This window comes from Mesorhizobium sp. M0029, assembly GCF_040323735.1.
Classification (GTDB): Bacteria; Pseudomonadota; Alphaproteobacteria; order Rhizobiales; family Rhizobiaceae; genus Mesorhizobium.
The window spans coordinates 244,455-270,460 of the sequence record NZ_JAMYVF010000005.1; the positions used below are offsets into that span (position 1 = coordinate 244,455).

23 protein-coding genes and 4 pseudogenes are annotated in these 26,006 nt (G+C 63.1%); 18 read left to right on the plus strand and 9 right to left on the minus strand.

The features are described 5' to 3' along the window. The first annotated feature begins 1 nt into the window (after position 1). From NKJ76_RS11620 to NKJ76_RS11660, 9 genes and pseudogenes are all read left to right on the plus strand, one after another. The gene (locus tag NKJ76_RS11620) at positions 2–709 is read left to right on the plus strand and encodes a cytochrome c biogenesis CcdA family protein (protein ID WP_352537452.1); all 708 of its coding nucleotides are present in this window, start codon (positions 2–4) and stop codon (positions 707–709) included. A 14-nt stretch (positions 710–723) separates the two neighbouring features. Then, entirely contained in the window at positions 724–1,062 is a 339-nt protein-coding gene (locus NKJ76_RS11625; protein WP_352537453.1) for a YnfA family protein, read from the plus strand. 248 nt (positions 1,063–1,310) lie between these two features. Further along, positions 1,311–2,315 (plus strand): P63C domain-containing protein, encoded by a 1,005-nt coding sequence (locus tag NKJ76_RS11630; RefSeq protein WP_352537454.1) that lies wholly within the window; start codon positions 1,311–1,313, stop codon positions 2,313–2,315. 129 nt (positions 2,316–2,444) lie between these two features. Next, positions 2,445–2,760 (plus strand): annotated as a pseudogene (locus NKJ76_RS11635) (ArsR/SmtB family transcription factor). 10 nt (positions 2,761–2,770) lie between these two features. Beyond that, positions 2,771–3,460: an aquaporin gene (locus NKJ76_RS11640; RefSeq protein ID WP_352537455.1), complete on the plus strand. Its 690-nt coding sequence runs from the start codon at positions 2,771–2,773 to the stop codon at positions 3,458–3,460. Continuing rightward, positions 3,457–3,879 (plus strand): arsenate reductase (glutaredoxin), encoded by a 423-nt coding sequence (gene arsC / locus NKJ76_RS11645; protein WP_352537456.1) that lies wholly within the window; start codon positions 3,457–3,459, stop codon positions 3,877–3,879. The genes NKJ76_RS11640 and arsC overlap by 4 nt, the downstream gene beginning before the upstream one ends. Positions 3,880–3,947: 68 nt before the next feature. Further along, the gene (locus NKJ76_RS11650; RefSeq protein ID WP_352537457.1) at positions 3,948–4,268 is read left to right on the plus strand and encodes an ArsR/SmtB family transcription factor; all 321 of its coding nucleotides are present in this window, start codon (positions 3,948–3,950) and stop codon (positions 4,266–4,268) included. Positions 4,269–4,313: 45 nt separating this feature from the next. Next, complete coding sequence (locus tag NKJ76_RS11655; protein ID WP_502902294.1) at positions 4,314–5,708, plus strand: NAD(P)-binding protein; 1,395 nt, start codon at positions 4,314–4,316, stop codon at positions 5,706–5,708. Further along, complete coding sequence (locus tag NKJ76_RS11660; RefSeq protein WP_352537458.1) at positions 5,705–6,925, plus strand: MFS transporter; 1,221 nt, start codon at positions 5,705–5,707, stop codon at positions 6,923–6,925. The genes NKJ76_RS11655 and NKJ76_RS11660 overlap by 4 nt, the downstream gene beginning before the upstream one ends. Before the next feature lie 15 nt (positions 6,926–6,940). Here NKJ76_RS11660 and NKJ76_RS11665 read toward each other — a convergent pair whose 3' ends face one another. Then, positions 6,941–8,479 (minus strand): recombinase family protein, encoded by a 1,539-nt coding sequence (locus NKJ76_RS11665; RefSeq protein WP_352537459.1) that lies wholly within the window; start codon positions 8,477–8,479, stop codon positions 6,941–6,943. Positions 8,480–8,514: 35 nt separating this feature from the next. On the opposite strand from NKJ76_RS11665, the pseudogene NKJ76_RS11670 reads away from it, so the two are divergent. Next, positions 8,515–9,417, plus strand: a pseudogene (locus NKJ76_RS11670) (YifB family Mg chelatase-like AAA ATPase); the annotation flags it as partial. Positions 9,418–9,622: 205 nt separating this feature from the next. On the opposite strand, the gene NKJ76_RS11675 reads toward NKJ76_RS11670, so the two are convergent. After that, on the minus strand, positions 9,623–11,794 hold the full coding sequence (locus NKJ76_RS11675; RefSeq protein ID WP_352460014.1) for a malate synthase G: 2,172 nt from the start codon (positions 11,792–11,794) through the stop codon (positions 9,623–9,625). A 377-nt stretch (positions 11,795–12,171) separates the two neighbouring features. Beyond that, the gene (locus NKJ76_RS11680; protein ID WP_352537460.1) at positions 12,172–14,193 is read right to left on the minus strand and encodes a hydantoinase/oxoprolinase N-terminal domain-containing protein; all 2,022 of its coding nucleotides are present in this window, start codon (positions 14,191–14,193) and stop codon (positions 12,172–12,174) included. Between the two features lie 195 nt (positions 14,194–14,388). Between NKJ76_RS11680 and NKJ76_RS11685 the strand changes: the two genes are divergently transcribed. Genes NKJ76_RS11685 through NKJ76_RS11695 form a run of 3 tightly spaced genes read left to right on the plus strand, consistent with a single transcriptional unit; the run spans position 14,389 to position 16,372 of the window. Next, positions 14,389–15,366, plus strand: coding sequence for a threonine ammonia-lyase (locus NKJ76_RS11685; protein WP_352537461.1), 978 nt, complete (start codon positions 14,389–14,391; stop codon positions 15,364–15,366). 8 nt (positions 15,367–15,374) lie between these two features. Then, the gene (locus tag NKJ76_RS11690) at positions 15,375–15,755 is read left to right on the plus strand and encodes a nuclear transport factor 2 family protein (RefSeq protein WP_023687503.1); all 381 of its coding nucleotides are present in this window, start codon (positions 15,375–15,377) and stop codon (positions 15,753–15,755) included. Positions 15,756–15,772: 17 nt separating this feature from the next. Then, entirely contained in the window at positions 15,773–16,372 is a 600-nt protein-coding gene (locus NKJ76_RS11695; protein ID WP_352537462.1) for a DNA-3-methyladenine glycosylase, read from the plus strand. Between the two features lie 4 nt (positions 16,373–16,376). On the opposite strand, the pseudogene NKJ76_RS11700 reads toward NKJ76_RS11695, so the two are convergent. From NKJ76_RS11700 to NKJ76_RS11715, 4 genes and pseudogenes are all read right to left on the minus strand, one after another. After that, positions 16,377–17,514 (minus strand): annotated as a pseudogene (locus tag NKJ76_RS11700) (ABC transporter permease). Then, positions 17,511–18,431, minus strand: a complete 921-nt coding sequence (locus NKJ76_RS11705) for an ATP-binding cassette domain-containing protein (RefSeq protein ID WP_352537463.1) — start codon at positions 18,429–18,431, stop codon at positions 17,511–17,513. Before NKJ76_RS11705 ends, NKJ76_RS11700 begins: the two are co-directional and overlap by 4 nt. Further along, positions 18,428–19,381, minus strand: a complete 954-nt coding sequence (locus NKJ76_RS11710; protein WP_023739818.1) for an HlyD family secretion protein — start codon at positions 19,379–19,381, stop codon at positions 18,428–18,430. Before NKJ76_RS11710 ends, NKJ76_RS11705 begins: the two co-directional genes overlap by 4 nt. After that, positions 19,378–20,082 carry a CerR family C-terminal domain-containing protein gene (locus NKJ76_RS11715; RefSeq protein WP_352537464.1) on the minus strand — a complete coding sequence of 235 codons (705 nt, stop codon included), beginning with the start codon at positions 20,080–20,082 and terminating at the stop codon, positions 19,378–19,380. The genes NKJ76_RS11710 and NKJ76_RS11715 overlap by 4 nt, the downstream gene beginning before the upstream one ends. A gap of 91 nt (positions 20,083–20,173) precedes the next feature. On the opposite strand from NKJ76_RS11715, the gene NKJ76_RS11720 reads away from it, so the two are divergent. From NKJ76_RS11720 to NKJ76_RS11730, 3 genes and pseudogenes are all read left to right on the plus strand, one after another. Then, positions 20,174–20,653, plus strand: a complete 480-nt coding sequence (locus NKJ76_RS11720; protein WP_352537465.1) for a CYTH domain-containing protein — start codon at positions 20,174–20,176, stop codon at positions 20,651–20,653. A 105-nt stretch (positions 20,654–20,758) separates the two neighbouring features. Further along, positions 20,759–21,700, plus strand: a complete 942-nt coding sequence (locus tag NKJ76_RS11725) for a CHAD domain-containing protein (RefSeq protein WP_352537466.1) — start codon at positions 20,759–20,761, stop codon at positions 21,698–21,700. A 42-nt stretch (positions 21,701–21,742) separates the two neighbouring features. Further along, positions 21,743–22,542, plus strand: a pseudogene (locus NKJ76_RS11730) (C40 family peptidase). A 7-nt stretch (positions 22,543–22,549) separates the two neighbouring features. Here the strand turns inward: NKJ76_RS11730 and NKJ76_RS11735 are convergent. Continuing rightward, the gene (locus tag NKJ76_RS11735; RefSeq protein ID WP_352537467.1) at positions 22,550–23,140 is read right to left on the minus strand and encodes a TetR/AcrR family transcriptional regulator; all 591 of its coding nucleotides are present in this window, start codon (positions 23,138–23,140) and stop codon (positions 22,550–22,552) included. 123 nt (positions 23,141–23,263) lie between these two features. Here NKJ76_RS11735 and NKJ76_RS11740 point away from each other — a divergent pair, with 123 nt between their 5' ends. Both NKJ76_RS11740 and NKJ76_RS11745 read left to right on the plus strand, forming a co-directional pair. Then, positions 23,264–24,091 carry an oxidoreductase gene (locus NKJ76_RS11740; protein ID WP_352537468.1) on the plus strand — a complete coding sequence of 276 codons (828 nt, stop codon included), beginning with the start codon at positions 23,264–23,266 and terminating at the stop codon, positions 24,089–24,091. A 64-nt stretch (positions 24,092–24,155) separates the two neighbouring features. Beyond that, positions 24,156–24,452: a YciI family protein gene (locus NKJ76_RS11745; RefSeq protein ID WP_023703852.1), complete on the plus strand. Its 297-nt coding sequence runs from the start codon at positions 24,156–24,158 to the stop codon at positions 24,450–24,452. A 142-nt stretch (positions 24,453–24,594) separates the two neighbouring features. Here the strand turns inward: NKJ76_RS11745 and NKJ76_RS11750 are convergent, their stop codons facing one another. Next, positions 24,595–25,971 (minus strand): adenylate/guanylate cyclase domain-containing protein, encoded by a 1,377-nt coding sequence (locus tag NKJ76_RS11750; RefSeq protein ID WP_023755333.1) that lies wholly within the window; start codon positions 25,969–25,971, stop codon positions 24,595–24,597. Positions 25,972–26,006 lie beyond the last annotated feature (35 nt).

Genomic DNA, 26,006 nt, shown 5'->3' on the forward strand with positions numbered 1-26,006 from the left:
CATGCTGCTCGCCCTGCTTGCCGGCGGTTTGTCGATCCTCTCGCCCTGTGTTCTGCCTTTGCTCCCAGTCGTTCTAACTGGCGCGGTGGCCGAACATCGGCTGGCACCGTTGGCTCTGGCCATTGGTGTCGCCGTCTCCTTCACGTCGATAGGCGTCTTCGTGGCTACGGTCGGGTTCTCAATCGGCCTCGACATGACGGCCTTTCGCATGGCTGCTGCCGCGCTGCTCATCCTGTTCGGCGCGGTTCTGCTTGTGCCTCGTTTCCAGACGCAGTTCGCGACAGCGGCTGGCCCGATCAGCAACTGGACGCAAAGCCGCTTTGGCGGGTTCTCCACGTCAGGCATGTCAGGCCAGTTCGGCGTCGGTCTTCTGCTCGGTGCGATATGGACCCCCTGTGTCGGACCCACCCTGGGGGCGGCCTCCATCATGGCTGCACGCGGCGAGAACCTCGGCACCGTCATTCTCACAATGCTGGCTTTCGGCATCGGCACGTCATTGCCGCTATTGACGCTGGCTCTGATGTCCCGCGAAGCGCTGCTGCGTTGGCGGGGTCGGATGCTGGGCGCGTCCAGCCGCATCAAAATGGCCTTAGGTGCCCTGCTGGTGATTGCCGGTGTGATGACCCTGTCGGGTTTCGACCGAACGATACAAATCGGCCTTGAACAGGCTTTGCCGGATTGGCTGGTGGCCATCACCACGCGCCTGTGACAAGTTCGAGCGACATGGCCATCATTCTCAGCTCCTTCCTGACGTTCGCAGCCGCTGCCCTCGCCGAGATCGCCGGCTGCTTTGCCTTCTGGGCATGGCTCAAGCTGGGGAAATCAGCCCTCTGGTTGGCTCCGGGGGTCGCCTCGCTGGTACTGTTTGCCTACCTGCTGACGCTTATTCCCAGCGACTATGCAGGTCGGGCCTACGCGGCTTATGGCGGCGTCTACATCGTCGCATCACTGTTCTGGCTTTGGCTGGCCGAAGGACGTCGACCAGACACTTGGGACCTCACGGGGGGCGCTGTCGCCTTACTCGCCGTGGGGATCATACTGTTCGCCCCTCGAAGCGCGTAACGCCAGGCCTACAGCAGCAGGGGCGCGACAGTCGCTCGTCTAGCCCTTCGCATCGTTATCGCAACTTCAAGCCGGGCCTCGTCGCCCCCGTAAGCCGCAGGGCCACTACAGCGAGGCTTGTCATCTCGTCAGTGCGCTTGGTAGCCGACGCATCTCGTCTTACCCAGCAAGCATCCATTAGAACCGATGCTTGCACTTCAGCAGCAAGCATGGTATCGGTATCATGCTTGCAACGATGAGGAACCGTTATGTCAGAACAAACTCCCCAGAGCCGTGGTGGCGAGGCGCGCGCTGAGAAACTGACCGCCGAGCAAAAGCGCGAGATAGCTCGCCAAGGTGCAAAGACCCGGTGGGATGTAGACCGTACCCTGCCGAAGGCAACGCACGCCGGAAAGCTCGTCATCGGCAACAGCGAAATCCCGTGTGCCGTTCTGCCCGACGGCACGCGCCTCCTAACGCAGGAAGGGTTTCTCGGCGCGTTAGGCCGGTCCACGAAGCCGAAGGGTCGCTCGCAGCAGCCGTCGGAGGACTTGCCGCCGTTCCTTGCCACGGTGAGCCTTTCCTCCTTGATCACGGACGACATTCGCGCCGCAACTGTGCCAATCGTCTTTCGGACACCCACGGGCGGCAAGGCTCTGGGGTACAGGGCAGAACTGTTGCCCAAGGTCTGCGATCTCTTCCTTGAAGCTCGCCGGCTCGACCTTCTGACGGCTCAGCAGCAGCAGATCGCCGACAAGTGCGAAATCCTCGTTCGCGCGCTCGCTCAAGTGGGCATTGTAGCCCTCGTTGATGAAGCCACAGGTTTCCAGGACGAGCGAGAGAGGGACGCCCTCCACCAGTTGCTCTCGCTATACCTCTCAGAGGAGAAGCTGGCTTGGGCTCGGCGTTTCCCGAACGAGTACTATCGACAGCTCTATCGGCTAAGAGGCTGGGGTTGGCCCGTGGGCAAAGCCAAGACCCCGTTGGTCGGGAAGCTGACGAATAAGATCGTCTATGACCGCCTGCCTGACGGCGTGCTGGAGGAACTTCGGAAGCGGAACCCGACCGAGCCGGGCACCGGGCGGCGCAAATGGAAACACCATCAGTTCCTGTCTGAAGACCTAGGCCAACCCGATCTTCGGGACCACCTTCTTCAGCTTGTGGCGATCATGCGAATTTCCAAGGATTGGGCGACGTTCATGGTGCATTTCGAGGACGCCTTCCCGAAATCGGGGGCTCAACTTTCGCTGCTCCTTGAGGACGCCGATTTATGATGCTCTCGTCCTAATAACCTCCTCATGCCTGCCGTCCAACAAGGATCGCGTCTGTACCAGCTGGCTGGGCTGTCATGCGCCTGTCACACAGCGTCCCTACACATCCCATACATCTGGATAGGTAGATGAATGGACAAGGCAGCCGCCCTCCGCGCATTAGCCGCGCTTGGCCAAGATACGAGGCTGGAAACCTTTCGGCTGCTCGTCCGCGCCGGGTCTGAGGGTATCCCCGCTGGCGAGATAGCCTTGCGTCTTGGCATCGTCCAGAACACCATGTCGGGAAGGTCATGCCAGACTGGTCGGCACCGAACGCGAAGGGCGCATGGTCCGCTATGTCGCCAGTATGACCGGTTTCCGCGATCTGCTCGCCTACCTCATGGAGGACTGCTGCAACGGCGCCCCAGAGCTTTGCCGACCCATCATTCAGGCGGTCTGCAAATGCTGAGGAAAGACCCGTGACCGCTGGTCTATCCCGTCGGATCGTCGCGGAAGCCCTCGGCACCGCGATGTTGGTCACCACTGTGGTTGGTTCGGGCATCATGGCCGACCGGCTGACTGACGATGTAGCGCTGTCCCTACTCGGTAACACTCTGCCGACAGGGGCGATCCTCGTTGTTCTGATCACCATCCTCGGCCCGATTTCTGGCGCCCACTTCAACCCGGCGGTGACGCTGGTGTTTGCCCTCCGATTAGAGATCGACCGGAAGGCTGCACTTGCCTACGTCGCCACCCAACTCCTTGCTGGGATCATTGGCACGGTGGTGGCTCACGCTATGTTTGACCTACCCTTGGTCGAGTTGTCCGCGACGGTGCGCAGCGGACCGGGACAATGGCTCGCCGAGTTAGTTGCCACCTTCGGTCTTGTCTTCACCATCCTTGCCGGCCTGCGATTTCGCAGCGATGCAATCCCGTGGCTCGTTGGGCTCTATATCACCGCCGCATACTGGTTCACTGCCTCGACCTCGTTCGCCAACCCGGCCGTTGCCATCGCACGCGCCTTCTCCAATACCTTCGCGGGCATCCGTCCAGTTGATGTCCCGATGTTCATCGCCGCCGAACTGGCAGGTGCGCTAATTGCCCTGGCGCTGGCGGGCTGGCTGCTTGTTGAAGCCAAGACCATCCCCACCATGGAGGCCGCTGAATGACCGTTACGATTTATCACAACCCCAAGTGCGGCACGTCACGAAACACGCTGGCGATCATCAGGCAGAGCGGGGAAAAACCCGAGATCATTGAATACCTCAATACGCCGCCGTCGCGTGCAAGACTGGTCGAACTGATCGCGGCCATGGGCACCACACCACGCGCATTGCTGCGCACCAAGGACACGCCCTACGAGGAGCTTGGCCTCGCTGATCCCAAATGGTCGGACGATCAACTCATCGACGCAATGCTTCAACATCCGATATTGATCAATCGCCCCATTGTGGTTACGCCCCTTGGGGTGGTCCTCGCAAGGCCATCTGAACTGGTCCTCGACGTCTTGCCCAATCCCGGCATTGGCCCCTTCACTAAGGAAGACGGCGAAGTCATCATTGATGCTGAGGGTAAGCGGGTAGTCTGATAAAGGCCTATTTCGGGATTTGTCGAAATAGAGCTTGACTGCCTCGATCGCCTGGGTATGTTATTTCGATGAAGCTCGAACAAGCCGCAAAACAGCTCGAAGCACTCGGCAATCCGACGCGGCTGAACCTCTATCGGACGCTGGTTCGGGCAGGTGAGGCGGGTAGGCCCGTCGGCTACCTGCAGGACAGCCTCGGCATAGCAGCGTCAACGCTGTCGCATCATTTGCACCGGCTCATCCTGACCGGCCTTGTGACCCAAGAGCGGCAGGCGACCACGCTGATCTGCCGCGCGAATTATCCAATCATGAATGAACTCATTGGGTTCCTCGCCGACGAGTGCTGTGCCGACGTCGCTTGCGGTGCCGTGGCAGGCGAGGCCGTAGCCTGATCTCTTTTTTGCTCTTATTTCGGTAATCCCGGAAGGATAGAAGCTATGATATTGCTCTCTCGAAACGATCTCCCTGTGGCCGTCATCGGCGCTGGTCCAGTCGGCTTGGCGGCAGCCGCACACCTGTCGAAACAGGGTCTTCCTGTGAGGGTCTACGAGGCCGGCACAAGCGTTGCGTCCAACCTTAGAGATTGGGGTCACGTCAGGGTATTCACCCCGTGGCGTTATTGCATCGACCGCGCCGCTCAAGATTTGCTTGAGGCTCATGGCTGGGAGACGCCAGAGCCGGAAGCGTTCCCAACGGCTGATGAACTGGTCAAACACTATCTGGAGCCGCTTGCGCGTCTACCCGAGCTTTCCAGTTCGATCGAGACAGGCGCCCGCGTTGTTGGCATCTCGCGTTGGGGCGTCGACAAGGTGTTGAGCAAGGGACGCGAAACCCGCCCCTTCATGCTGGTGATTGAGACCGCCGAGGGCACAAGGCGTGACAGCGCCCGCGCGGTGATCGATGCTTCAGGAACGTGGCAGATACCTAATCCGCTCGGGGCCGGTGGCATCGCCGCAGAAGGGGAAGTCGAGTTTGCCGACCGCATTGCATACGGCATTCCTGACGTTCTCGGCCGCGACCGCAACCTCTATGCGGGCCGCACGACATTGGTTGCTGGCTCAGGCCATTCAGCCGCCAATGCCTTGCTCGATCTTGCAAGATTGGCCGATGTTGAACCTGGGACCGCCTTCGTCTGGGTGACGCGCGGTGCCGACCTGGTGCGCACATATGGCGGCGGCGATGCTGACCAATTACCAGCCCGTGGTGAGCTTGGCGCTGATGTCCGCGAACTGGCCGAAAGTGGCCGCACTGCGCTTGTGACTGGTTTTGCCACAGTGGCGATCCGCATGGAAGATGGTGGCCTGATTGTCGAGGGCATGACCAAGGACGGGTTGCAGCGGCTTGGTCCAGTTGACCGCATCATTGCCGCAACAGGGCAACGGCCCGACCTCTCGCTAACACGCGAGCTTCGGCTCGACCTTGACCCGTGGCTCGAAAGCGTGAAGGCGTTGGGGCCCCTAATCGATCCCAATGAGCATTCCTGCGGCGACGTACCACCTCATGGACACCGCCAACTAAGTCACCCAGAGACCGGTTTCTACACGGTCGGCATCAAGAGCTATGGCCGGGCACCGACCTTCCTGCTGCTGACTGGCTATGAACAGGTTCGCTCGGTCGCAGCGGCGCTCGCCGGGGACATCGCAGCAGCCGACGCTGTGCAACTGGTGCTCCCTGAGACTGGCGTCTGCACGGTTCCTGCGTCCTCCAAAGGCTCGGCTTCACAAGGCTGTTGTGGTGGCCCGGCCCCTGTGGCGGTCGACGCTTGCTGTGTTGCTGATGCCGAAGCGAAAGTGGCTGGCAAGAGTGGTTGTGGCTGCAACGTCGCCGCATGATCGTATCGCCGCCCTCGACGCCGCGCAGTCGCCAAACGGTCATCACCGTGCTTGGTCTGACCCAGATCATGGCCTGGGGGTCGTCATACTACTTGCCGGCAGTCATTGCGCCGGCGGTCGCCGCTGACACCGGCTGGCCGCTGGCATGGGTGGTTGGCGGGCTCTCGCTCGGGCTGCTCGTTGCTGGTCTCATTTCGCCGCATGTCGGTTCATCAATCGAGCGGCATGGGGGCCGCAACGTGCTGGCGTTCAGTGCAGCTTGCATCGGGCTCGGGCAGATCGGGCTTGCCGTCGCCCCGAACCGCGGCGTCTACATCGCGGCATGGCTGGTCATCGGGCTCGGGATGGGGGCGGGACTGTACGATGCTGCCTTCGCGACGCTTGGGCGGCTGTACGGCCATAGCGCGCGTTCAGCTATCACCACGCTTTCGCTGTTCGGCGGCTTCGCCAGCACGGTCTGCTGGCCTCTATCCGCCTTCCTGATGGGCGAGACCGGCTGGCGAGGCACCTGCTTGATCTACGCCGCTGTGCAGCTCCTGATCGCGCTGCCGCTCTACATCTTCATGCTGCCGCGTGGGATACCGCTTGAGAGCCATCAAGGTCAGCCTGCGGCCGCTCAGGGGTCGTTGCCCCTGCAACCGCCGTCAACACCGGTCATGATCGTCCTGGCTGCTACACTGACGCTGGCAGCGGTCATCTCCTCGACAGTGTCGGTTCACCTTCTGACCATCCTGCAGGCCAGTGGTCTGACGCTTGCGGCTGCGGTCGGATTTGGGGCAATGGTCGGTCCCTCACAGGTGTCAGCGCGCGCCGTCGAGATGATGATCGCTCGTTTCCATCATCCGATCTGGACGAAACTGGCATCGGTGACCTTCGTCGCGGTCGGCATTGCAGCGCTTTGGGTCGGGATGCCGGTTGTGGCCGTCGCACTGGCCTTCTATGGGGGCGGCATCGGCCTTGAGACCATTGCGCGAGGCACGCTGCCCCTCGCCATGTTCGGCCCCTCGGCCTACGCAAAGCTAATGGGGCGTCTGGCCATGCCGAGCTTGATCGCCCAAGCAGCCGCTCCATCAATCGGGGCATTGCTGCTGGAACGCGGAGGCGCCCACGGAACGCTTGCCGTTCTCTTGAGCTTGGCAATTCTGAACGTCGTGCTGGCCTGCAGTCTGGGCTGGATGATCTTCCGCCGCCGAGCGCTGCAGCTTCGATTGCAGTAGCCGAAGGGTTGGCGCTCAGGCGTCGCTCGGCCATGCGAACGTGAGCCTCGTTTCTTCTCCGGGAGCGTGTTTCCAGTGGAACCACAGGTATCCGCTCGGCCAATCCACGGTCACTTTGGCGAACAGTTGGCGCATCGTCGCGTTAATGGACACAATGTCGCGAGTGGTCATTCTCAACCCTTCAACAAGCCGTTCGACCGTCTGTTGCGTCCTATTGGTCAAAGCGTCGGTCACCTTCTCGCCAACCACGCTGACTTGCTTCCTGATCTCTTCGCGGTCGGCTTCAACGTGCCGTAGGCTGTCCAGCAATATCGTCGAAGAGCCCCCTCCCTTGATCGCGTCCACAATGTTGCTGATCGCCGCGTCATGGCCCTCCTCAGCCGCCAGAAGTCTCTGCCACTCGGCTTCGAGGGCAGCATCCGGCGCAGGAAGCGTGCGCCAGAACTCGCTGGCTTTCTCCACCAAAGCGAACTCTACCTGCTCGCAAGAGACTGACTTGTAAGCGCACCCTTTCCCCGCCTTCGCCCTGACACAAACAAGGGATGGCCGCGACCTGCTCCCCTTATTCACGCGCGTCATTGTCGACCCACACTTTGGGCAAACCGCAAGCCCAGCAAGAATGTTCTCTATGCCTTTGACTGTACTACCTGCGCCCCTTCCCGTTGCGAGAGCGGCAACTTGCTCGAACGTTTCGCGCTCAACCGCTGGCGGGAAATAGGCTTCGACGGTGTCGGTGGGGACGCGTCGCTTCTTGCCGCCTGCTCGCTCCACCCGGTGAGCCGTATGCATTCCGACCACTGAGGGGTCTTCCAGCATCTTCTTGATGTACGAACGGTGCCACATCTTGCCCACGCCGAAGACGGGGACACCCTCACGGTTCAGGGTCTTCGCAATTGCGTGCTGCCCTTGACCAGCTAAGGTCAATTCAAACACGCGACGGACCACCTCGGCGCGCTCCGGTATCAGCTCAAATCCACTCTCATCCTCGCGAAGACGAACCCACCCGGGGCTAAGTCGCGTCATTGGCGTGCCGCGCTCCTTCAACTTGAGCCGCTTACCGTGCCATGCGGCGCGAAGTAGTTCCTGCTTCCGCGCGCTCTCGTCGTTGGCCCGTATAAACCCGATGATGATCTCAAAGATGGCAAACTGGTTTTGGCGCAGGCTCTCCCGTGAGTACGCCCTATCATTGCTGAGCGTGACGACGGTGATCCCCGCAGATAAGAGGCTGGTGAAGACCGCTTGAGCGTCCAAGATACTGTCGCGCGAGATGCGGTCGAAGTTCTCGACCAACAGGAAGCTTCCCGGCTTGATGTCACCTGATTGTACCAACGATAGGAAGTCGCCCAGCGCACCCACCGCCACGTTGGCGCCGCGAAATGCGGAGACCCCGAGGTCGCGAAACGTTGTTGTGTCGTCGAGAATTAGATTGTGTTGAGCGGCATACTTCACCGCCTTATCGGTCTGCCGGCGCAGACTGTCGCCCGCACCTTGCTCAGGGGTGGAGAACCGGATGTACGAGTATGCCCGGGGTCTCATAGTCTCGATCTTTGTCATAGCCAGGTGTCCTATCTTATTGAGGGTCTTCCGTCCATATCATGTTGATGGTCGGGCCTCCCGGCTCGGGAAAATCGATGCTGGCGCAGAGGCTGCCTTCAATTCTGCCGCCACTGGCGCCCAAGGAACTTCTTGAAGTCTCGATGATCGCCTCGGTGGCCGGCGAGCTCGGCGAAGGCAAGCTCACCGACCGGCGGCCGTTCCGCGCCCCGCACCATTCGGCTTCGATGGCGGCAATGGTCGGCGGCGGCATCAGGGCGCGGCCGGGCGAAGTATCGCTTGCCCATAACGGCGTGCTGTTCCTCGACGAGTTTCCCGAATTCACGCCGCAGACCTTGGATGCGCTGCGCCAGCCACTGGAGACCGGCGACTGCATGATCGCGCGCGCCAACCACCGCGTCACCTATCCAGCGCGCATCCAGCTGGTGGCGGCGATGAACCCGTGCCGTTGCGGCATGGCCGGCGAGCCCGGCTATCGCTGCCTGCGCGGTGAGCGCTGCCGCACCGACTACCAGGCGCGCATTTCCGGCCCGCTGCTCGACCGCATCGATCTCAGGATCGAGGTGCCTGCGGTTTCGGCCGCCGATCTGATCCGGCCGGATCGGGCGGAGAAAAGTGCCGCCGTTGCGCAGCGCGTCGCGCGCGCCCGCACCATCCAGCGCGAACGGTTCGAGCGGCTCGGCGTGACCAGCGCGACCACCAACGCGCATTGCTCGCCTTCTGTTATCGAGGACATCGCGATGCCGGATGCCGCCGGCCTGTCTCTGTTGAAGGACGCCAGCGAAAAGCTCGGCTTTTCCGCGCGCGCCTATCATCGGGTGCTGAAAGTGGCGCGCACGCTGGCCGATCTCGAAGCGAGAGAAACCGTCGGTCGCATTCACCTGGCCGAGGCGATTTCCTACCGCATGATGTCGGAGCGGGTGGCGCAGGCGGCGTAACGCTCCTCCTTGAGGGGAAGGTGGCCCCGAAGCGGCAGGGTGGGGGTCGCCGAAGAATGGTCGATCTTTTTGGAGCCGAGCCGAGAAAGGGCCTCTGCAATGACATTGCTTGTAGTGTCGTCCGAAGGGAGTCGCCGCACTTCACGCAGGACCCCACCCGGCCCTTCGGGCCACCCTCCCCTCGAGGGGGAGGGAAACGCAGGCGCTAATTCGCCCGCTCTTTCGCCTTCAGCTCCAGCCTCCGCGCGTGCAGCACCGGCTCCGTATAGCCGTTCGGCTGTTCGCGGCCTCTAAACACCAGGTCGCAGGCGGCCTGGAAGGCGATGGAATTGTCGAAATCGGTGGCCATCGGGCGGTAGAGCGGGTCGCCGACATTTTGGAGGTCGACGATCGCTGCCATGCGCCGCAGCGAATCCATCACCTGGATCTGCGAGCACACCTTGTGGTGCAGCCAGTTGGCGATGTGCTGCGAGGAGATGCGCAGCGTGGCGCGGTCTTCCATCAGGCCGACATCGTTGATGTCGGGCACTTTCGAGCAGCCGACGCCCTGGTCGATCCAGCGCACGACATAGCCCAGAATGCCTTGCGCATTGTTGTCGAGCTCGCGCTGGATCTCGTCGGGGGTCCAGTTCGGCCGCACCGCCACCGGCACCGACAATATATCATCGAGCTTCGCCTTCGGCCGGCTCTTCAGCGCCGCCTGGACGGCGTGGACATCGACCTTGTGATAGTGCGTGGCGTGCAGCGTCGCCGCTGTCGGCGACGGCACCCAGGCGGTGTTGGCGCCGGCCTTGGGATGGGCGATCTTCTGTTCCAGCATCGCCGCCATCAGATCCGGCATCGCCCACATGCCCTTGCCGATCTGGGCATGACCGGCGAGCCCGCATTCGAGCCCGATGTCGACATTCCACGCCTCATAGGCGGAGATCCAGGCGGCCTGCTTCATGTCGCCCTTGCGGATCATCGGCCCGGCTTCCATCGAGGTGTGGATCTCGTCGCCGGTGCGGTCGAGGAAGCCGGTGTTGATGAACACGACGCGCTCCTTCGCCGCGCGGATCGCTTCCTTGAGGTTGACGGTGGTGCGCCGCTCCTCGTCCATGATGCCCATCTTGATAGTGTTTTTGGCCATGCCGAGCAGCGCCTCGACGCGGTCGAAAATCTCGACTGCGAAGGCGACTTCCTCCGGCCCATGCATCTTCGGCTTCACCACATACATCGAGCCCGCGCGGGAGTTCATCCGCCGCCCGTTGGCGCCGACATCGTGCAGCGCGATCAGCGCCGTCAGCGCCGCATCCATGATGCCTTCCGGCACCTCGTTGCCATCGCGGTCGAGGATGGCCGGATTGGTCATCAGGTGACCGACGTTTCTCACCAGCATCAGCGAGCGGCCGGGCAAGCTCAGCGCGCCACCACTGGGCGCGGTCCAGGCGCGGTCCGGATTGAGCTTGCGCGTGAAGGTTTTGCCGCCCTTGCTGATTTCCTCCGCCAGATCGCCCTTCATCAGGCCGAGCCAGTTGCGGTAGACGATGACCTTGTCCTCGGCATCCACCGCCGCGACCGAATCCTCGCAGTCCTGGATGGTGGTCAGCGCCGATTCCAGGATCACGTCGGCAATGCCGGCCGGGTCGGTGCGGCCGATCTGGTTGGTGCGGTCGATGAGGATCTCGATGTGCAGGCCGTTCTGGACCAGCAGGATGGCTTCCGGGTTGGCACCGTCGCCGCGATAGCCGGCAAATTGTTTCGGGTTGGCCAGCGTGGTGCCGCCGGCGCCGGCGCCGAGCCGCAAGGTGCCACCCGAAACCGTCAGCCCGTTCACGCCGGCCCATTTGCCCGAGGTGAGCGGCACGGACTCGTCCAGAAAACTCTTCGCCCAGGCAACCACCTTGGCGCCGCGCACGGGGTTGAAGCTTTTACCCTTCTCGGCGCCACCGGTCTCGGCAATGGCGTCGGTGCCGTAGAGCGCATCATAGAGCGAGCCCCAGCGGGCATTGGCGGCGTTGGTCGCATAACGCGCATTCATCACCGGCACCACCAGCTGCGGCCCGGCAACGGTGGCGATCTCGGGGTCGACATTGTCGGTCGACACGGAAAAGGCCGGCCCTTCGGGCACGAGATAGCCGATCTCACGCAAGAAGGTTTTGTAGGCCTCCATATTGATGGGCGCGCCATTGGCGCGGTGCCAGGCGTCGATCTGTTCCTGCATGGCGTCGCGTTTGGCCAACAGCGCCCGGTTCTTCGGCGCGAGATCATGGACGATGGACGAAAAGCCGTTCCAGAAGGCGTCGGCGGCAATACCGGTACCCGGCAGCGCTTCGCCGACAAAGTCATGCAGTTCGCGGGCAATCCGCAATCCGGCGATCTCGACGCGATCGGTCATCAGGGCTTCTCCAGATGAAAGGCTTTGCGGCCTTTGGCATGTCGGGGGTGAAGGGTCAATTCAGCTTAGGGTGAAGGCGGGGAATTTGAAGCTGCTGATCTCCCCCCTCGTGGGGGAGATGCCCGGAAGGGCAGAGGGGGGCGCGAAGGAACGCAAACCTTTCCATGACCGATCGAAACAGGCCGAGTCGCGGGGTGAGCGTCGATGAGAGGTCGGCGGGACAGCGCCCCCCTCTGGCCTGCCGGCCATCTCCCCCACAAGGAGGGAGATTACCCTAAAGCGCGTCGCGCTGAACGGATTCATACGACGCGCTTTAAGTCTTTGTTTTGATGCATGTCGTTGTCCCAGAACCGCGGCACACTTCTGGGCGACATGCATTAAACCGCAATCCTCGGCCGACCCGATGCAACCGCCACCACATGCGCTTCGATAAACATCCGTTGGGCCTCAACCGTAGACACCTTGAACTCGGTCGAAACGTCGATCTCGGCATTATCCGTGCCGGCATCCTTCGCCCGCTCGGCCACAATCGCCCGCACATCAGCCTCCGCTGCCGCGATCGCCTTGGCCTCGTCCGTGAAGTCGCGCACCGTTTGCCCCGAGGCCAAACGAAACAAACCTTCCCTGGGCTGGCTGACGCGGGCTTCGGCGGAGACGCGGACCTGGCCGACGACGGCGCCGAGCGCGTTGGCGACGTCGGTATCCTCCGGCACCACGCACTCATTACCGACCAGCTCGGCCAAGCCGGCATAGTGCAGCGGCGCCGAGGCGCCGAGGCCAATGACCGGACGATCGAGCGCGACGCTGAGCCTTGCGATGCCGGGATGGGAATCGACGGCGCGCTGCACCAGCGCATGCGCGACGGTGGCGGCGCCATCCAGCCCGTCTTCGGCAAAGGCGGTCTCCAGAATGTATTCGGCCGACCAGCGCGTCAGCGTCAGCAGCACCCGTTCGGAAATCACCTCTGGAGACGGCGCGATGTTCTGGCCGCGGCCGTCGCGCTTGCGGGAAAACAGTTCGGCGCCGAGCCGGGCAGCAGTGGGATCCCAATTGGCCTGCTTGCCCAGCACATGGGCGGCATCCGAGGGCGTGAAGCCCGAGATATGCACCAGCCCGCGCGACACCAGCCGGTTCAGCGTCGCGTTCTGGGCGTTCGAGGTCAGCAGCCTGTCGATGGCGAGCGGCACGGCACCAATGAGTTCATACAGTTTCGCCTCGGGCGCGGTCAGGCCGGCGGCGAGCCTGTCCGGCACGCCGGTGCGCAACGCAAAGCGGCTGTCCATGCGGCCGGGGTTGGGCGCCCTGAGCTGGCGCTCGAGCTCCAATGTCACTGAAGCACCATGCATCATGCCGGCCAGCGCCAGTGGCACCAGGCGGCGCGGCCCGAGCAGGATCTTCGGGTTGAGCGCGCCATCTTCCAGCGCCACTTCGGAATCGCCGCCGAGGCCGAAGGTGCGCATGGCGACCGCCTCGACCATGGTGCGGAAGCCGCCGACAGTGGCGCCTTCGGGATCGAGCCGAGGACGGCCGCCGTCGAGCACAGCGACATCGGTGGTGGTGCCGCCAATGTCGGACACCATGGCGTTGTCCAGGCCCGTCATGTGGCGGGCGCCGACCAGGCTGGCGGCCGGGCCGGAGAGGATGGTCTCGATCGGCCGCTGGCGGGCAAACGCCGCCGAAACCAGCGCGCCATCGCCGCGCACCACCATCAGGGGCGCTGCGATGTTGCGGGCTTCCAAAAATCCTTCGGTTGCCGCCACCAGCCGGTCGATCATCGAGATCAGCCTGGCGTTGAGCAAGGTGGTGAGCGCGCGACGCGGACCGCCGAGCTTGGCCGACAATTCATGGCTGGCGGTCACCGGCAGGCCGGTCTTTTCGCGGATGAGGTCGCGCGCGGCGAGTTCATGCGCCGGGTTGCGGGTGGCGAAATAGGCGCACACGGCAAAGCCCGACACCGAGGCGCCGAGTTCAGGGAGTGCTGCTTCCAGCCCCGACAGATCGAGCTTGGCCGCATTGCCGTGCACGTCATGGCCGCCCGGACAAAACACCACCGGATCGGTGCCGAGCGCCGTCTTCAGCCCGTCGCGCGCAAGGTCGGCCCCGGTAAAGCCGATCATGATGAGCGCCACACGCCCACCCTGGCCCTCGACCAGCGCATTGGTGGCGAGCGTCGTCGACATCGACACGAGTTTGATGGCGGCCGGATCAGTGGCCGATTTTCCCAGCACCGCATCGACCGCGCCGGAAATGCCGACGGCAAGATCGTGCCGCGTCGTCAGCGCCTTGGCCTTGGCCAGCACCTTGCCTTTTGGCCCGCCTTGTTCCGACCACAGCACGGCATCGGTATAGGTGCCACCGGTGTCGATACCGAGGAACAGGGGTTTTGGCTTGGCGGTCATGTCTGGCGGTCCGGGATTCTGCTCCCCCGCCCTTAGCCGATACGGCCCGGCTGATAAAGGCGGGAGAGGTGGGCCAGTTTGACCCTCGTCGCCGCTCATGCCCGCCAAACTTTGTAACGGTCACATTTTTTCATTGGTGCGTGGCCTGCCTTTGCGTGCACCATGCGCCGATCTCATCCCTTTCAGGACTTCGCCATGACCACGCTTCCCGGCATCGCCGACATCCATGCCGCCGCCGCGCGGCTCTCCGGCCTGATCGCCGAAACGACCTTGATCGAATCGCTGGAACTCAACAAACGCTTCGGGGGCCGCATCCTGTTCAAGCCGGAGACGCTGCAGCGCACCGGCTCGTTCAAGTTCCGCGGCGCCTACAACAAACTGTCTTCGCTGAGCGAAGAAGAGCGCAGCCGCGGCGTCGTCGCCTTCTCCTCCGGCAACCATGCTCAGGGCGTCGCCGCGGCGGCTGCCATGTTCGGCGTCAAGGCGGTCATTGCCATGCCGGCCGACGCGCCGGCGATGAAGATCGCCAATGTCCGCAAGATGGGCGCCGAAGTGGTGCCGTTCGACCGCTTTCGCGACGACCGCATGACGGTGGTGCGACCCTACATGGACAAGGGCATGGTGCTGGTGCCTCCTTTCGACGATCCGGCCATCATCGCCGGCCAGGGCACGATCGGTCTCGAACTGATGCGCCAGGCAAAAGCGCTCGGCGTCAGCCTCGATGCGATCGTCATTCCCTGTGGAGGCGGCGGCCTGACGAGCGGCATTTCGATCGCCGTCAAGGATGCCTCGCCGGCCACGGCAGTCTGGGCCGTTGAGCCCGAGCATTTCGACGACACCCGCCGCTCGCTGATCGAGGGAAAAAGGGTTTCCAACGAGCCCGGCCACAGTTCGATCTGCGATGCCATCCTCACCGCAGAGCCCGGTGCCATCACCTTCGAGATCAACCGCAAGAACCTCGCCGGCGCCATCGCCGTCTCCGACAAGGCGGCCGCACAGGCGGTGCGCGACGCCATGGCCCATCTCAAGCTGGTGGTCGAACCCGGCGGCTGCGTGGCGCTGGCGGCGCTCTCGTCAGGCGAGATCGAACTGTCGGGCAAATGCGTCGCCGTCGTGCTGTCAGGCGGCAATGTCGATTTCACCACCTATGCCGAGATCATGGCTGCGGCCTGAGAACCGATATGGCAGACGCTGAGATAAGGGCGGCTCTCGATCGCCATTGGGCTGCCTCCGATGCCAATGATTTCGAGACGGAGCATCAGATTTATCGCGACGACGCGGTGCTTGACTATCCGCAGTCAGGCGAGCGCATCAGCGGACGGCACAACATCAAGCCGTCGCGCGCCGCCCAGCCCAACCGGAAGCGCTTTGCCGTGCGGCGGATCACCGGGTCAGGCGACCTCTGGATCACCGAGTATGTCCTGACCTATGACGGGATTCCGTCCTATACGGTGAGCATCATGGAGTTCGTCGATGGCAAGGTGGTTCGCGAGACCCAGTATTTCGGCGATCCGTTCGAGCCGGGGCAGTCGCGCGCGCAATGGGTCGAACGGATACCTTGAAACACGGCGGCGGTAGCATGACCAGCCACCATCCGCTCGATCGTGCCGAACTGCCTAATGATACGGCCGATCTCGCCCGCTATCTCATCGGCAAGCTCGTGGTGCGGGAATTGCCGGAAGGCATCGTCGGCGGCCGTATCGTCGAGACCGAGGCCTATGTCACCGGCGACGCCGCCGGTCACGGCTATCGCGGGATGACGCCGCGCAACCGTTCGATGTTTCTTGACGCCGGGCACGCCTACGTCTACCTCGCCTATGGGGTCTCCTGGATGCTCAATGTCTCGAGCGAGGGGCCGGGCACCGGCACCGGCGTGCTGATCCGGGCGCTGGAGCCGCTCGAAGGCATCGCCATCATGCGGCTGAACCGGGGCGTGGAGCGCCTGCGCGACCTGGCGCGCGGGCCGGGGCGGCTCGCCCAGGCATTGCGGATCGACCGTTCGCTGGACGGCCTCGATCTGTGCCGCCAAGGCCCGCTATGGCTGGCAGCCGACGAGCATCAGGCCAGCGACATCGGCCAAGGCATCCGCATCGGCATCACGAAGGATGCGGACCGCCCGCTGCGGTTCTATGTCAGGGGCAGCCCGTTCGTCAGCGGTCCGCGATCGCTCAATTCCTGAACGCTCAGTCGAGCGTGCGCCTGAACCGCACCAATGCGACGCCGGCAAACAAGGCCACGAACCCGACCAGCCAGGCGATCTCGCCCGCAACCGCCGGCAGTTCGGCGCCCTTCAGCATCACCGCGCGGGTGATGCGCAGAAAATGCGTCAGCGGGAAAATCTCGCCGAAGGTCTGCGCCCAGCCCGGCATGCCGCGATAGGGGAACATGAAGCCGGACAGCAGGATCGACGGCAGGAAGAAGAAGAAGGTCAGCTGCAGCGCCTGCATCTGCGTGCGGGCGATGGTCGAGATGGTGTAGCCAAGCAGCACCAGCGCCAGCACGAACACCAATACGGCTGTAAGCAGCAGCGACATGGAACCGGTGAAGGGGATGGCGAACAAGAGCTTCGACGCCGCCAGCACCACCACCACCTGGACGCCACCGACCACAAGATAGGGCAGCACCTTGCCCAGCATGATCTCGAACGGGCTGGACGGCATGGCGAGCAGGTTTTCCATCGTGCCGCGCTCGGTCTCGCGGGTCAGTGCGATCGAGGTCATCATCACCAGGGTCATCTGCAGGATGACGCCGAGCAGGCCGGGCACGATGTTGTATTGCGAGATGCCTTCCGGATTGTAGCGCTGGTGCACCACCACATCGAGCTGGCCCCTGGCGGCCTCACTCGCCGCCTCCTGCATGCCTTGCGCCCGAAGCAGCGCCTGGCTGGCCACTTTGCTTAGCGTCGAGATGGCGCCGCTGGCGGCGGCCGGGTCGGTGGCGTCGGGCCTCGATGAGTATCTGCGGATTGTCGCCGCGCTCCACCCGGCGGCCGAAATCGGCCGGGATGGTGACGACGAAGGCGACATCGCCGCGCGCCATCAGGAATTCGGCAGCCTCGGCACTTTGCGCAACATGGTCGAAGCGGTAGTAGCCGGTCGTCTGCAGGGCCGCGACAATGGCGCGGGTGTAGGGGTCATTGCTGGTCGCCACCAGTGCGGCAGGCAGGCTTTTGGGATCGTTGTTGATGGCGTAGCCGAACAGCACCAGCTGCAAAAGCGGCACGCCCAGCATCATGGCGAAGGTGATGCGGTCGCGCCGCATCTGGATGAATTCCTTGATCAGCAGCGCACCGAGCCTGGCGAAGGAGAAGACGCTGTTCATGCCATATTGTCCTTCGAGCCGGACATGAACTGGATGAAGACGTCCTCGAGGCTGGTCTCGCCGGGTTTTACGCTGACGCCCTTGTGCTCCTTCTCGACATCGGCGAGCGCCTTTTCGAGCTTTGCCATGTCGGAGCCGACGACATGCAGCGTCGCGCCGAACGGCGCCACCTGGTCGACGCCGGGCCGGTCCCTGAGTGCATCGGCGACCTGGTCGAGGCGCGGTCCCTGCAGCACGAAGGTGGTCAGACCGGCATTCGTCACCACCTCGTCCACCGTGCCGGTGGCCAGCATCTTGCCGTAGGAGATGTAGCTGATGCGGTGGCAGCGCTCGGCCTCGTCCATGTAGTGGGTGGACACCAGCACGGTCAGACCGCCGCTCGCCAGCCGGTGGATCTCGTCCCAGAATTCGCGCCGCGCCTTCGGATCGACGCCGGCGGTCGGCTCGTCGAGCAGCAGCAGCTTCGGCTTGTGCATGATGCAGGCGGCCAGTGCCAGCCGCTGCTTCCAGCCGCCCGACAGCGTGCCGGCGAGCTGGTTGCGGCGGCTCGTGAGGCCAAGCTCTTCCAGCGTTTTCGACACATGCTCCTCGACCGGCTTCAGCCGGTAGAGCCGCGCCACGAATTCGAGATTCTCGCCGATCGTCAAATCCTCGTAGAACGAGAATTTCTGCGTCATGTAGCCGACTTCGCGCTTGATGCGGAGCGACTCGGTGCGGATGTTGAAACCCAGCACCGTACCTTCGCCCTCGTCGGGCGTCAGCAGGCCGCACATGATGCGGATGGTCGTCGTCTTGCCGGACCCGTTGGGCCCGAGAAAGCCGACGATCTCGCCCTCTGCCACCTTCATCGTCACATGGTCGACGACAGTCTTGTCGCCGAAACGCTTGACCAGGCCATGAACGTCGATGGCGTTCATTTTGCGGAGGCCGCCAGCTCGACATCGACGATCTGTCCCGGCTGCAGCGCTTGCGCCTTGCCCTCAGGCCGCGCCTCGACGAGGTAGACCAGCTTCTGCCGGTTCTCGAGCGAGTAGATCACCGGCGGGGTGAATTCCGGGTCGGGCGAGACATAGCTGACGCGCGCCTTCACCTCCGGCCCGCAGCCGTCGCAATGGACGACAAGCAGCGTGCCGACCTTGATCGACGAGAACGCACTTTCCGGGACATAGACGCTGAGCTTTACCGCACCGTCCGGCAACATCGAAATGACAGGCGCGGTCGGACCGGCGGTGTCGCCGGGATTGCGGATGACGTCATTGATGCGGCCGGGCGAGGGTGCCGCCAGCACGCGCTTCGATAGCCGCCACTCAGCCTGTTCCAACGCCGACTGCGCCTGTTTGACCTGATTGTCTGCCGCCTTGATCGTTTCGGGACGCGCAGGCAGACCGCCGACGGCGAGGTTGGCCTGCGCCTGGCCGACCTGCGCATTGGCGGTCTCCAGCGTCGCGGCGGCGGTGTCGTAGTCGGCCTGCGTGCCGGCACCGCGCTTGAACAGGTCGGCGGCGCGGTCGTATTTGCGCTTGGCATCCGTGGCCTGGGCCTTGGCCATGTCGACCTCGGCCTTCAGCACCGCGATCTCCTCCGGCCGCTTGCCGATCTGCAGGTCGGCCAGCTGCGCCTGCGCCTGGGCGAGCGCGGCCTCTGCCTGGGCGACGGCGATTTTTGCGTCGGCGCTTTCGAGAGTCACCACCGGCGTGCCTGATACAACACGGTCGCCGCGCTTGACCGCGACGGTCTCGACCTGCGCCACTTCGATCGGCGCCAGCAAGACATAGTCGCCCTCGACATAGCCGACGGCAAGCGGCGCTGCCGGCGCGCAGGCGCCGAACAGCTGGGCTGCGAGCGGCAGGGAACAGAGAAAACTCATCGCTTGCCCTCCTTGCGGGCGACCGGATTTCGGGCCGCCAGTATGGTGCCAAGATTGCTTGTGACCGCCGCCACCACCTTGGCGGCTTCGGTGTTACCGATCTCGCGCCAGCCCATACGACGCATCACTGCTTCGCGGCCGATGCGGAAATAGATGACCTGGCCGATCAGCGTGAAGACCACGAGCTTGGTGGCCTCGCTTTCGGCCGGCTCGCCCGTCGCCTGTTCCCAGATCTGGCAGAGGCGGCGATGCGTCGGTTCGAACACCCCGTCATAGATGCGGTCGAGGGCGGCCGTCGGATGCGACAACTCTCTAAGTACGAATTGTACGATCTCGCCAGCTTCCGGTCTGGCTACGATAAACGCCACCATCGCTTCCAGCGCGGCGAACAATTGTGCCCTCGCCGCCTCCGGGCCGGCTTGACCCGGCAATTGCGTGCCGCCGAGCGCCTGGCCGGCAACCGACTGGATGGTTTCGACGATGTGGTCGGCGGCGGCCGCGCGCAACCCTTCCTTGCCGCCGAAATGATAGGCGATCGAGCCGATGTTGGCCTTGGCCTCGGCGGCGATCTCACGCGTCGACGTGCCGTCGAACCCTTGCCGTCCGAACAGCTTGAGCGCCGAAAGCACGAGTGCGGCGCGCGTCTGATCTGCGGGGGATGTCTCCTGGCGGGGCGTTTTATCGGCTACGGTTTTGATCATGCTGGGCACTTAATCAATCGATTGATTAAAGTCAAATTGATTATCCGCGGCGGCTTGCCATGTCGGGCCGCAGACGCTTTAGTGGGCGGCCATGGGCAAGGAAGTCGAACGCAAGTTCCTGGTCTCCACCGCCGAATGGCTAGAAATGGCCGAGGCGAATATACGCATTCGCCAGTTCTACCTTGCCGCAGCACCTGGCCGCACCGTGCGCGTGCGCATCAGCGACGGCAGTTCGGCGAAGCTGACGCTCAAATTCGGCAGCAGGATCCGCGAGCGTGACGAATACGAATATGAAATTCCACTGGCGGACGCAGAGGAGATGCTGGCCTTCGCCATCGGACATGTCATCGAGAAGACACGCCACCATGTTAGGCATCGCGGCTATCTCTACGAAGTCGATGTTTTCGGCGGGATTCTAGCCGGCCTTGTGGTGGCCGAGCTGGAGACGCCGGAGGATGTACCTGACGAAATGCTGCCTGATTGGCTCGGCCGCGAAGTGACCGGCGAGCAGAGATTTTACAACGCGTCGCTCGCCCTAGAGCCGGATGATTTTAAGGTCGGGTCGACCTAAAATCGGAATCCGGCTCTAAATCAAAAGAGATGGAGCATGATGTCGTCCGAAAACCGCTTCACACTTTTCGGCATCATGCTCTAGGGGGATTCCGGAGATCGCCGCATGAGCTTTCGCATCGATCCGCGCCTGCCGCTGACCGGCGAGGTCAGGCGTATCCTTGGCGAGGAGATCGGCAAGGCGCTTGCCCATCTGGCCGTCGCGCGCGACCAGCCGGAGCAGGCATTGCACAAATGCCGCAAGCGGCTGAAGAGCGCGCGCGCCTTGCTGCGGCTGGTCCGTTCCGGAAATGAAACATTCTGTCGGACTGAGAACCAATGCTACCGTCAGGTGGCGGCGCTGCTTGCCGGGCCGCGCGAGGCGACCGCGCTGGTCGAGACCGTCGACCGGCTGGCAGCCGCCTTTCCCGAGCAGGTTGCCGGCGGCGGCCTCGACAGCGTGCGCGACCGGCTTATCGCCCGCCAGCATGAAATCCATGCCGGGGCTGGTCTCGACGCCGCCATAGGCGCGGCCACGGCCGCCTGCGAGGAAGGCCTGATCCGGATCGAGCGGCTGCTGCTCCCCGATCTGCCTGAGCATGCAGCCGATGTGCTTGCGGAAGGCGCTCGCAAGACCTTGCGCCGGGCCAGGAAGGCGCTGGACAAGGCCGGATCCCACGGAGGAGCCGAGGATTTCCACGATCTGCGTAAGGCGGCCAAGACCCACTCGATGCATCTTTCGCTGCTCGGCCGGCTGTGGCCGACGCCGATCAAGGTGCGGCGCAAGGCGGTCGACGAACTGGGTGAAAAGCTCGGCGAACTGCACGATGTCTTCGTCATGCGCGCCCTGCTCGAAGCCGACGGCGAGCCGCTCGGCGATGCGCAGGACACCAAGCTCCTGGGCAAGCTTTTGAAGCGCTCGGAAAAAAGCTTGAAGAAGAGCTGCCTCGCCGGTGCCGCCGAGCTGTTCGGTGACAGTCCCAAGCGCTCGACAAAGAAGCTCGCCCGCAATGCGCGCGACGACCTCGCCGGGCCCGCACTGCCGCAACAGACACTGCCGGCCGGCTGACGCTGGCACTCCCCCGCCGGCGCGTGCTAGTCACGCTCTACCATGACCGCACCTGCCGACACGCTTCTGGACCGACTTGGCCGCTGGCTTGCCGGCCGGCTGCAGGACGAATCCTCCGGCTATGAGCCCTACACGCCGTCCGACGCCGAGACGTTGCGGCGCACGCTCGAGCCCGGCGACATCCTGCTCATCGAAGGCAACCAGAAGATCTCGGCGGCGATCAAATACCTGACCCAGTCGACCTGGTCGCATGCGGCCTTCTATATCGGCGATGCGTTGTCCGAACCGGAGGACGGATCGGAACGGCGTCGGCTGATCGAAGTCACGCTCGGCGAAGGCTGTGTCGCCGTGCCGCTGTCGCGCTACCGCACCTACAACACCCGTATCTGCCGGGCGAGCGGGCTGACCCCGGAAGACCGCGACCATGTCGTCGCCTTCATGATCGGCAAGCTCGGCCTGAAATACGATCTCAAGAACATTTTCGACATGCTGCGCTTTTTCCTGCCGACGCCACCGGTGCCGGTGCGCTGGCGCCGCCGCAGCTGGCTTTCGGTTCCGGCGATCCGACCCGCGCCATCTGCTCGACGCTGATCGCCGAAGCCTATGGCGAGATCCGCTACCCGATCCTGCCCGAGATCACCCGCGCGCCCGGCCGCGCCTCGGCGCAGTCGAACTATTCGCGCCGCGAAATCCTGCACATCCGCCACCACTCGCTCTACACGCCGCGCGACTTCGACCTGTCGCCCTTCTTCCGCATCGTGAAACCGACGCTGGAATTTGGGTTCGACTACCGGGCGGTGACCTGGGAAGATAGGGCCGCTGAGGCGAAGGCCGCCGAATAGCAACCATTCAAACCGGCGCCGATGGCGAGTGGCGCCCTATGAGATCATTCGAGACAGTGTCGATGATCTCAGCGGAAAGCGTCGGATCGGGCACGACGCGGGAGAGGATCACCGATCCGACCATTTCCGCTAGGAATGCGATCGCGGCACTCCGCTTCGCGGCCGGGTCGCTTCCCGGCAGGAGTGAAATGATCAACGCGACATAATTGCTGACGATGCTTCCGAAGAACGATCGAAGCGCTGGATCGTCGTGCCGGGCGGCATCGGCCGCCAGTGCGGTGAGGCTGCATCCGTGCCCCGGATTGTCGCGATGATGGTCCGAGATGTAGTGGCGCACGAGCGTCTCCAACGGAGTATCGGTCGAAGCGAGCCGGGCGGATAGATCGGCGCTCATGTCACTGAAGGCCCGCTGCATGGCCTGAACGGTGAGGTCGTCCTTCGACTTGAATTGTCGGTAGAAGCCTCCGTGGGTAAGCCCGGCCGCGCTCATCAGATCGGCAATGCCGATCCCGTCGATCCCTTGTTCGCGGAAGAGCTTTGCAGCGGTATCGATGACCCGCTCTCGATTTAACTCGACCATCTCCTTGCTCACCTTCACGACCGCATCCTCTCCTATTGATGATGATCGACATATAAGACGTGGCGGAGGCGCTTGACAATGATTACGGCGGTCATTATCACCCAATGATTACGATCATAATCATTAGGCAGGAAAGTTGAGATGACACAAGTTCAGTCGCGCGCCGAGAGGATCGCGCTGATCACCGGCGCTTCGGGTGGCATCGGGCATGCGGCCGGACTTGCGCTCATCCGGGCGGGGTATCGCGTGTTCGGCACCAGCCGCCGAGCTGCGCCCAACGAAGTGCGTCAGGGCATTCACATGGTCCCTTGCGACGTCACCGATGATGGGTCCGTCAGAGACGCCATCAAGCAAGTTGTCGCCCTCGCCGGCCGGATCGACGTACTGGTAAACAATGCGGGCCGCAGCCTGATCGGCGGCGCCGAGGAATCATCGGTCGCTCAAGCCCAAAGCCTGTTCGACATAAATGTCTTCGGCATCGTTCGCATGACCAATGAAGTGCTGCCCATCATGCGCAGACAGGGCGAGGGCCGGATCATCAACATCAGTTCGGTGTCCGGTTTCCTGCCGGGGCCATTCACCGCCCTCTACACCGCCACCAAACACGCAGTCGAAGGATATTCCGAGTCGCTCGATCACGAACTTCGAACGTTCGGCATCAGGGTTTCCCTTGTCGAGCCCGCCTTCACCCGCACCGGACTGGAAGAGAACGCCGAACAGCCTGACCGGATTTCCGGCGTCTACGAGCAGGGGCGCTCAGCCATGAATTCGACCTGGCGCAACAGAATCGCGAGCGGCGATCCGGTGGAAGCCGTGGCCGACAAAGTGGTACAGGCAGCCACCGAAAAGACGCCGAGCATGCGCTATACGCCTGGCAAAACGGCAGGCCGTCTTCGCTTCATGCGGCGCTTCGTGCCCGAAAACATGTTCGACAAGAGCTTCCGCAAGCAGATGGGCGTGGCCGATTGATCTAAAATCAAGGCATCGCCAGGCCAGTCCGGCAGGCGAGCCTCCTTTCGCCGAGGAGCGCCGAATGAAGTCCTATTTGTGCAAATATATTCCGCCGCGTTCCGACTTTCTGGCAACGATGACCACCGATGAGGAAGAGTGGATGAAGCAGCACGGAGCATTCCTGGATGACCTGCTTGAAAAGAGGCTTATCGTCGCGCACGGCCCCGTGATGGACCCGGCTGGCGGTTATGGGGTGTCGCTCTATCGGATTGCCGATGATCTGGACATAGAGGCGATCACCTCGGAGGACCCGATCGTGAAGAATGGCGCCGGGCACTACGAACACCATCCGATGCTGCATTTGAAAACGCACGGCTAACCATTTCGACCAAACCGCATCGATGCGGCAGCGAAAGTCGCTCTCGAACGGGCCAGCTTTGCGCACGCTGGCGGGCGCGATCCTGTCGAGGTTTCTGGCGTCCATCCTGCCGAGGTGCAGGCGTCTCACATGGCGGCCTGCATCACGCCGAAACCGCAATAGCGCCCTGGTTTTCGGCTCTGTGTTCGACCCAGACATGGACCGGTTCGTCCCGGCCGCGGATGCTAACCGGTCCATGATCGCGCGCATTCAGCTGTGTCCCGAGCGATTCCGCCTTCGCGGCCTCAATCAGTCGTGACCCAAAGCAAATATTCGCCTGAAGCTCCCGGCAGAGCGCCTGCAAACGGCTGGCGACGTTGACGGTGTCGCCCACCACCGCGAAGGACAGGTTGCGCTCGCTGCCGACCGCGCCGAGGACGACGGCGCCATATTGTGCACCGATCCGAACGTCCAGCGGCGGATATCCCCTGGACACACGCTGGACATTCCAGTCTTCGATAGCGGCGATCATCGCTTCAGCGCACCGGATGGCCCGGGTTGCGTCGTCATGGCTGGCTTGCGGTACCCCGAAGGTCGCCATGATGCAATCGCCGATATAGTTGTCGACGGTGCCATGGTGGTCGAAAACGACCTGCTCCATGCGACGGTGGAACTGACGCAGTAGTTCGAACACTGCTTCGGCCGGATGATCCTCGGAATAGTGTGTGAAGCCGACGATGTCGGCGAACAGCACCGCGATATCCTGCCGGCGGACCGGACCGAAGGGCTCGTCATCCGAGGCGAGCTGGTCGACGACATTGGGCGAAAAATGCCGGGCGAGATTGGCGCGGGCGCGCTCTGCCTTGACATAGTCTTCCGACAGATGCCGGGAACGGGAGACGACCAGCGCCATGATCGCGCCGATAATCAGGACAACCAACACATTGGTCGCCTGCGCGAACGTATCGACGAAATTGGGGTTGAGATAGAGATTCAGTCGCTCTGTCATCGGCAGCGAATAGAGGTTCGTTGCCGGAATGACGGTTCCCGCATGCAAAACCACCCATCCCACCCCGATCGTCCACGTCAAGGCCGCGAGCGCGCCGAGATAGAGCGCCAATCGCGTCGAAAGGGTCAGCGCGCCAAGGCATACGAAAATCAGCAGGAATTTGAAGCTGCCCTCGCGCAGTTGCATCGCAGCCGGCGCGACCTCGAGGGAAAACGGGTTGGGCGTTACCAGCAGAACGGTCAACAGAATGATGTCCAGCGTACCGACGAGGTAACCGATCCACCATGGCGCGTTGCGACGGCGCGCAAAGCGAAACTGGATCAGGCCGACGAGCTGGAACAGCGCTAGGCCCGCCAGCACGAAGAGCAGCGAGGCATCCCAGCGGCTGATCAAGGAAAAGAAGCAGGAGATCACGGCGAGCGATGCCGTGCGCGCCCAGAACTGCAATGCAGCACCCTGGCGTTCTGCGCGCTCCCGCAAATTTTTCAGGCGCGAATAGCGGCGAAGTTCAAGTGTTGGCGCGGTCGGCATAGGATCACTTCGATTTTGCGGGGACGGTCACGCAT

What these genes read in the sequence shown, in the direction of transcription:
- NKJ76_RS11620 (WP_352537452.1), top strand. Translation starts at nt 2, where the DNA reads ATGCTGCTCGCCCTGCTTGCCGGCGGTTTGTCGATCCTCTCGCCCTGT.
- NKJ76_RS11650 (WP_352537457.1), top strand. Translation starts at nt 3,948, where the DNA reads ATGAAGCTCGAACAAGCCGCAAAACAGCTCGAAGCACTCGGCAATCCG.
- NKJ76_RS11705 (WP_352537463.1), bottom strand. Translation starts at nt 18,431, where the DNA reads ATGAACGCCATCGACGTTCATGGCCTGGTCAAGCGTTTCGGCGACAAG.
- NKJ76_RS11625 (WP_352537453.1), top strand. Translation starts at nt 724, where the DNA reads ATGGCCATCATTCTCAGCTCCTTCCTGACGTTCGCAGCCGCTGCCCTC.
- NKJ76_RS11680 (WP_352537460.1), bottom strand. Translation starts at nt 14,193, where the DNA reads ATGACCGCCAAGCCAAAACCCCTGTTCCTCGGTATCGACACCGGTGGC.
- NKJ76_RS11740 (WP_352537468.1), top strand. Translation starts at nt 23,264, where the DNA reads ATGACACAAGTTCAGTCGCGCGCCGAGAGGATCGCGCTGATCACCGGC.
- NKJ76_RS11685 (WP_352537461.1), top strand. Translation starts at nt 14,389, where the DNA reads ATGACCACGCTTCCCGGCATCGCCGACATCCATGCCGCCGCCGCGCGG.
- NKJ76_RS11750 (WP_023755333.1), bottom strand. Translation starts at nt 25,971, where the DNA reads ATGCCGACCGCGCCAACACTTGAACTTCGCCGCTATTCGCGCCTGAAA.
- NKJ76_RS11660 (WP_352537458.1), top strand. Translation starts at nt 5,705, where the DNA reads ATGATCGTATCGCCGCCCTCGACGCCGCGCAGTCGCCAAACGGTCATC.
- NKJ76_RS11675 (WP_352460014.1), bottom strand. Translation starts at nt 11,794, where the DNA reads ATGACCGATCGCGTCGAGATCGCCGGATTGCGGATTGCCCGCGAACTG.
- NKJ76_RS11630 (WP_352537454.1), top strand. Translation starts at nt 1,311, where the DNA reads ATGTCAGAACAAACTCCCCAGAGCCGTGGTGGCGAGGCGCGCGCTGAG.
- NKJ76_RS11695 (WP_352537462.1), top strand. Translation starts at nt 15,773, where the DNA reads ATGACCAGCCACCATCCGCTCGATCGTGCCGAACTGCCTAATGATACG.
- NKJ76_RS11665 (WP_352537459.1), bottom strand. Translation starts at nt 8,479, where the DNA reads ATGACAAAGATCGAGACTATGAGACCCCGGGCATACTCGTACATCCGG.
- NKJ76_RS11690 (WP_023687503.1), top strand. Translation starts at nt 15,375, where the DNA reads ATGGCAGACGCTGAGATAAGGGCGGCTCTCGATCGCCATTGGGCTGCC.
- NKJ76_RS11710 (WP_023739818.1), bottom strand. Translation starts at nt 19,381, where the DNA reads ATGAGTTTTCTCTGTTCCCTGCCGCTCGCAGCCCAGCTGTTCGGCGCC.
- NKJ76_RS11715 (WP_352537464.1), bottom strand. Translation starts at nt 20,082, where the DNA reads ATGATCAAAACCGTAGCCGATAAAACGCCCCGCCAGGAGACATCCCCC.
- NKJ76_RS11725 (WP_352537466.1), top strand. Translation starts at nt 20,759, where the DNA reads ATGAGCTTTCGCATCGATCCGCGCCTGCCGCTGACCGGCGAGGTCAGG.
- NKJ76_RS11720 (WP_352537465.1), top strand. Translation starts at nt 20,174, where the DNA reads ATGGGCAAGGAAGTCGAACGCAAGTTCCTGGTCTCCACCGCCGAATGG.
- NKJ76_RS11745 (WP_023703852.1), top strand. Translation starts at nt 24,156, where the DNA reads ATGAAGTCCTATTTGTGCAAATATATTCCGCCGCGTTCCGACTTTCTG.
- NKJ76_RS11655 (WP_502902294.1), top strand. Translation starts at nt 4,314, where the DNA reads ATGATATTGCTCTCTCGAAACGATCTCCCTGTGGCCGTCATCGGCGCT.
- arsC (WP_352537456.1), top strand. Translation starts at nt 3,457, where the DNA reads ATGACCGTTACGATTTATCACAACCCCAAGTGCGGCACGTCACGAAAC.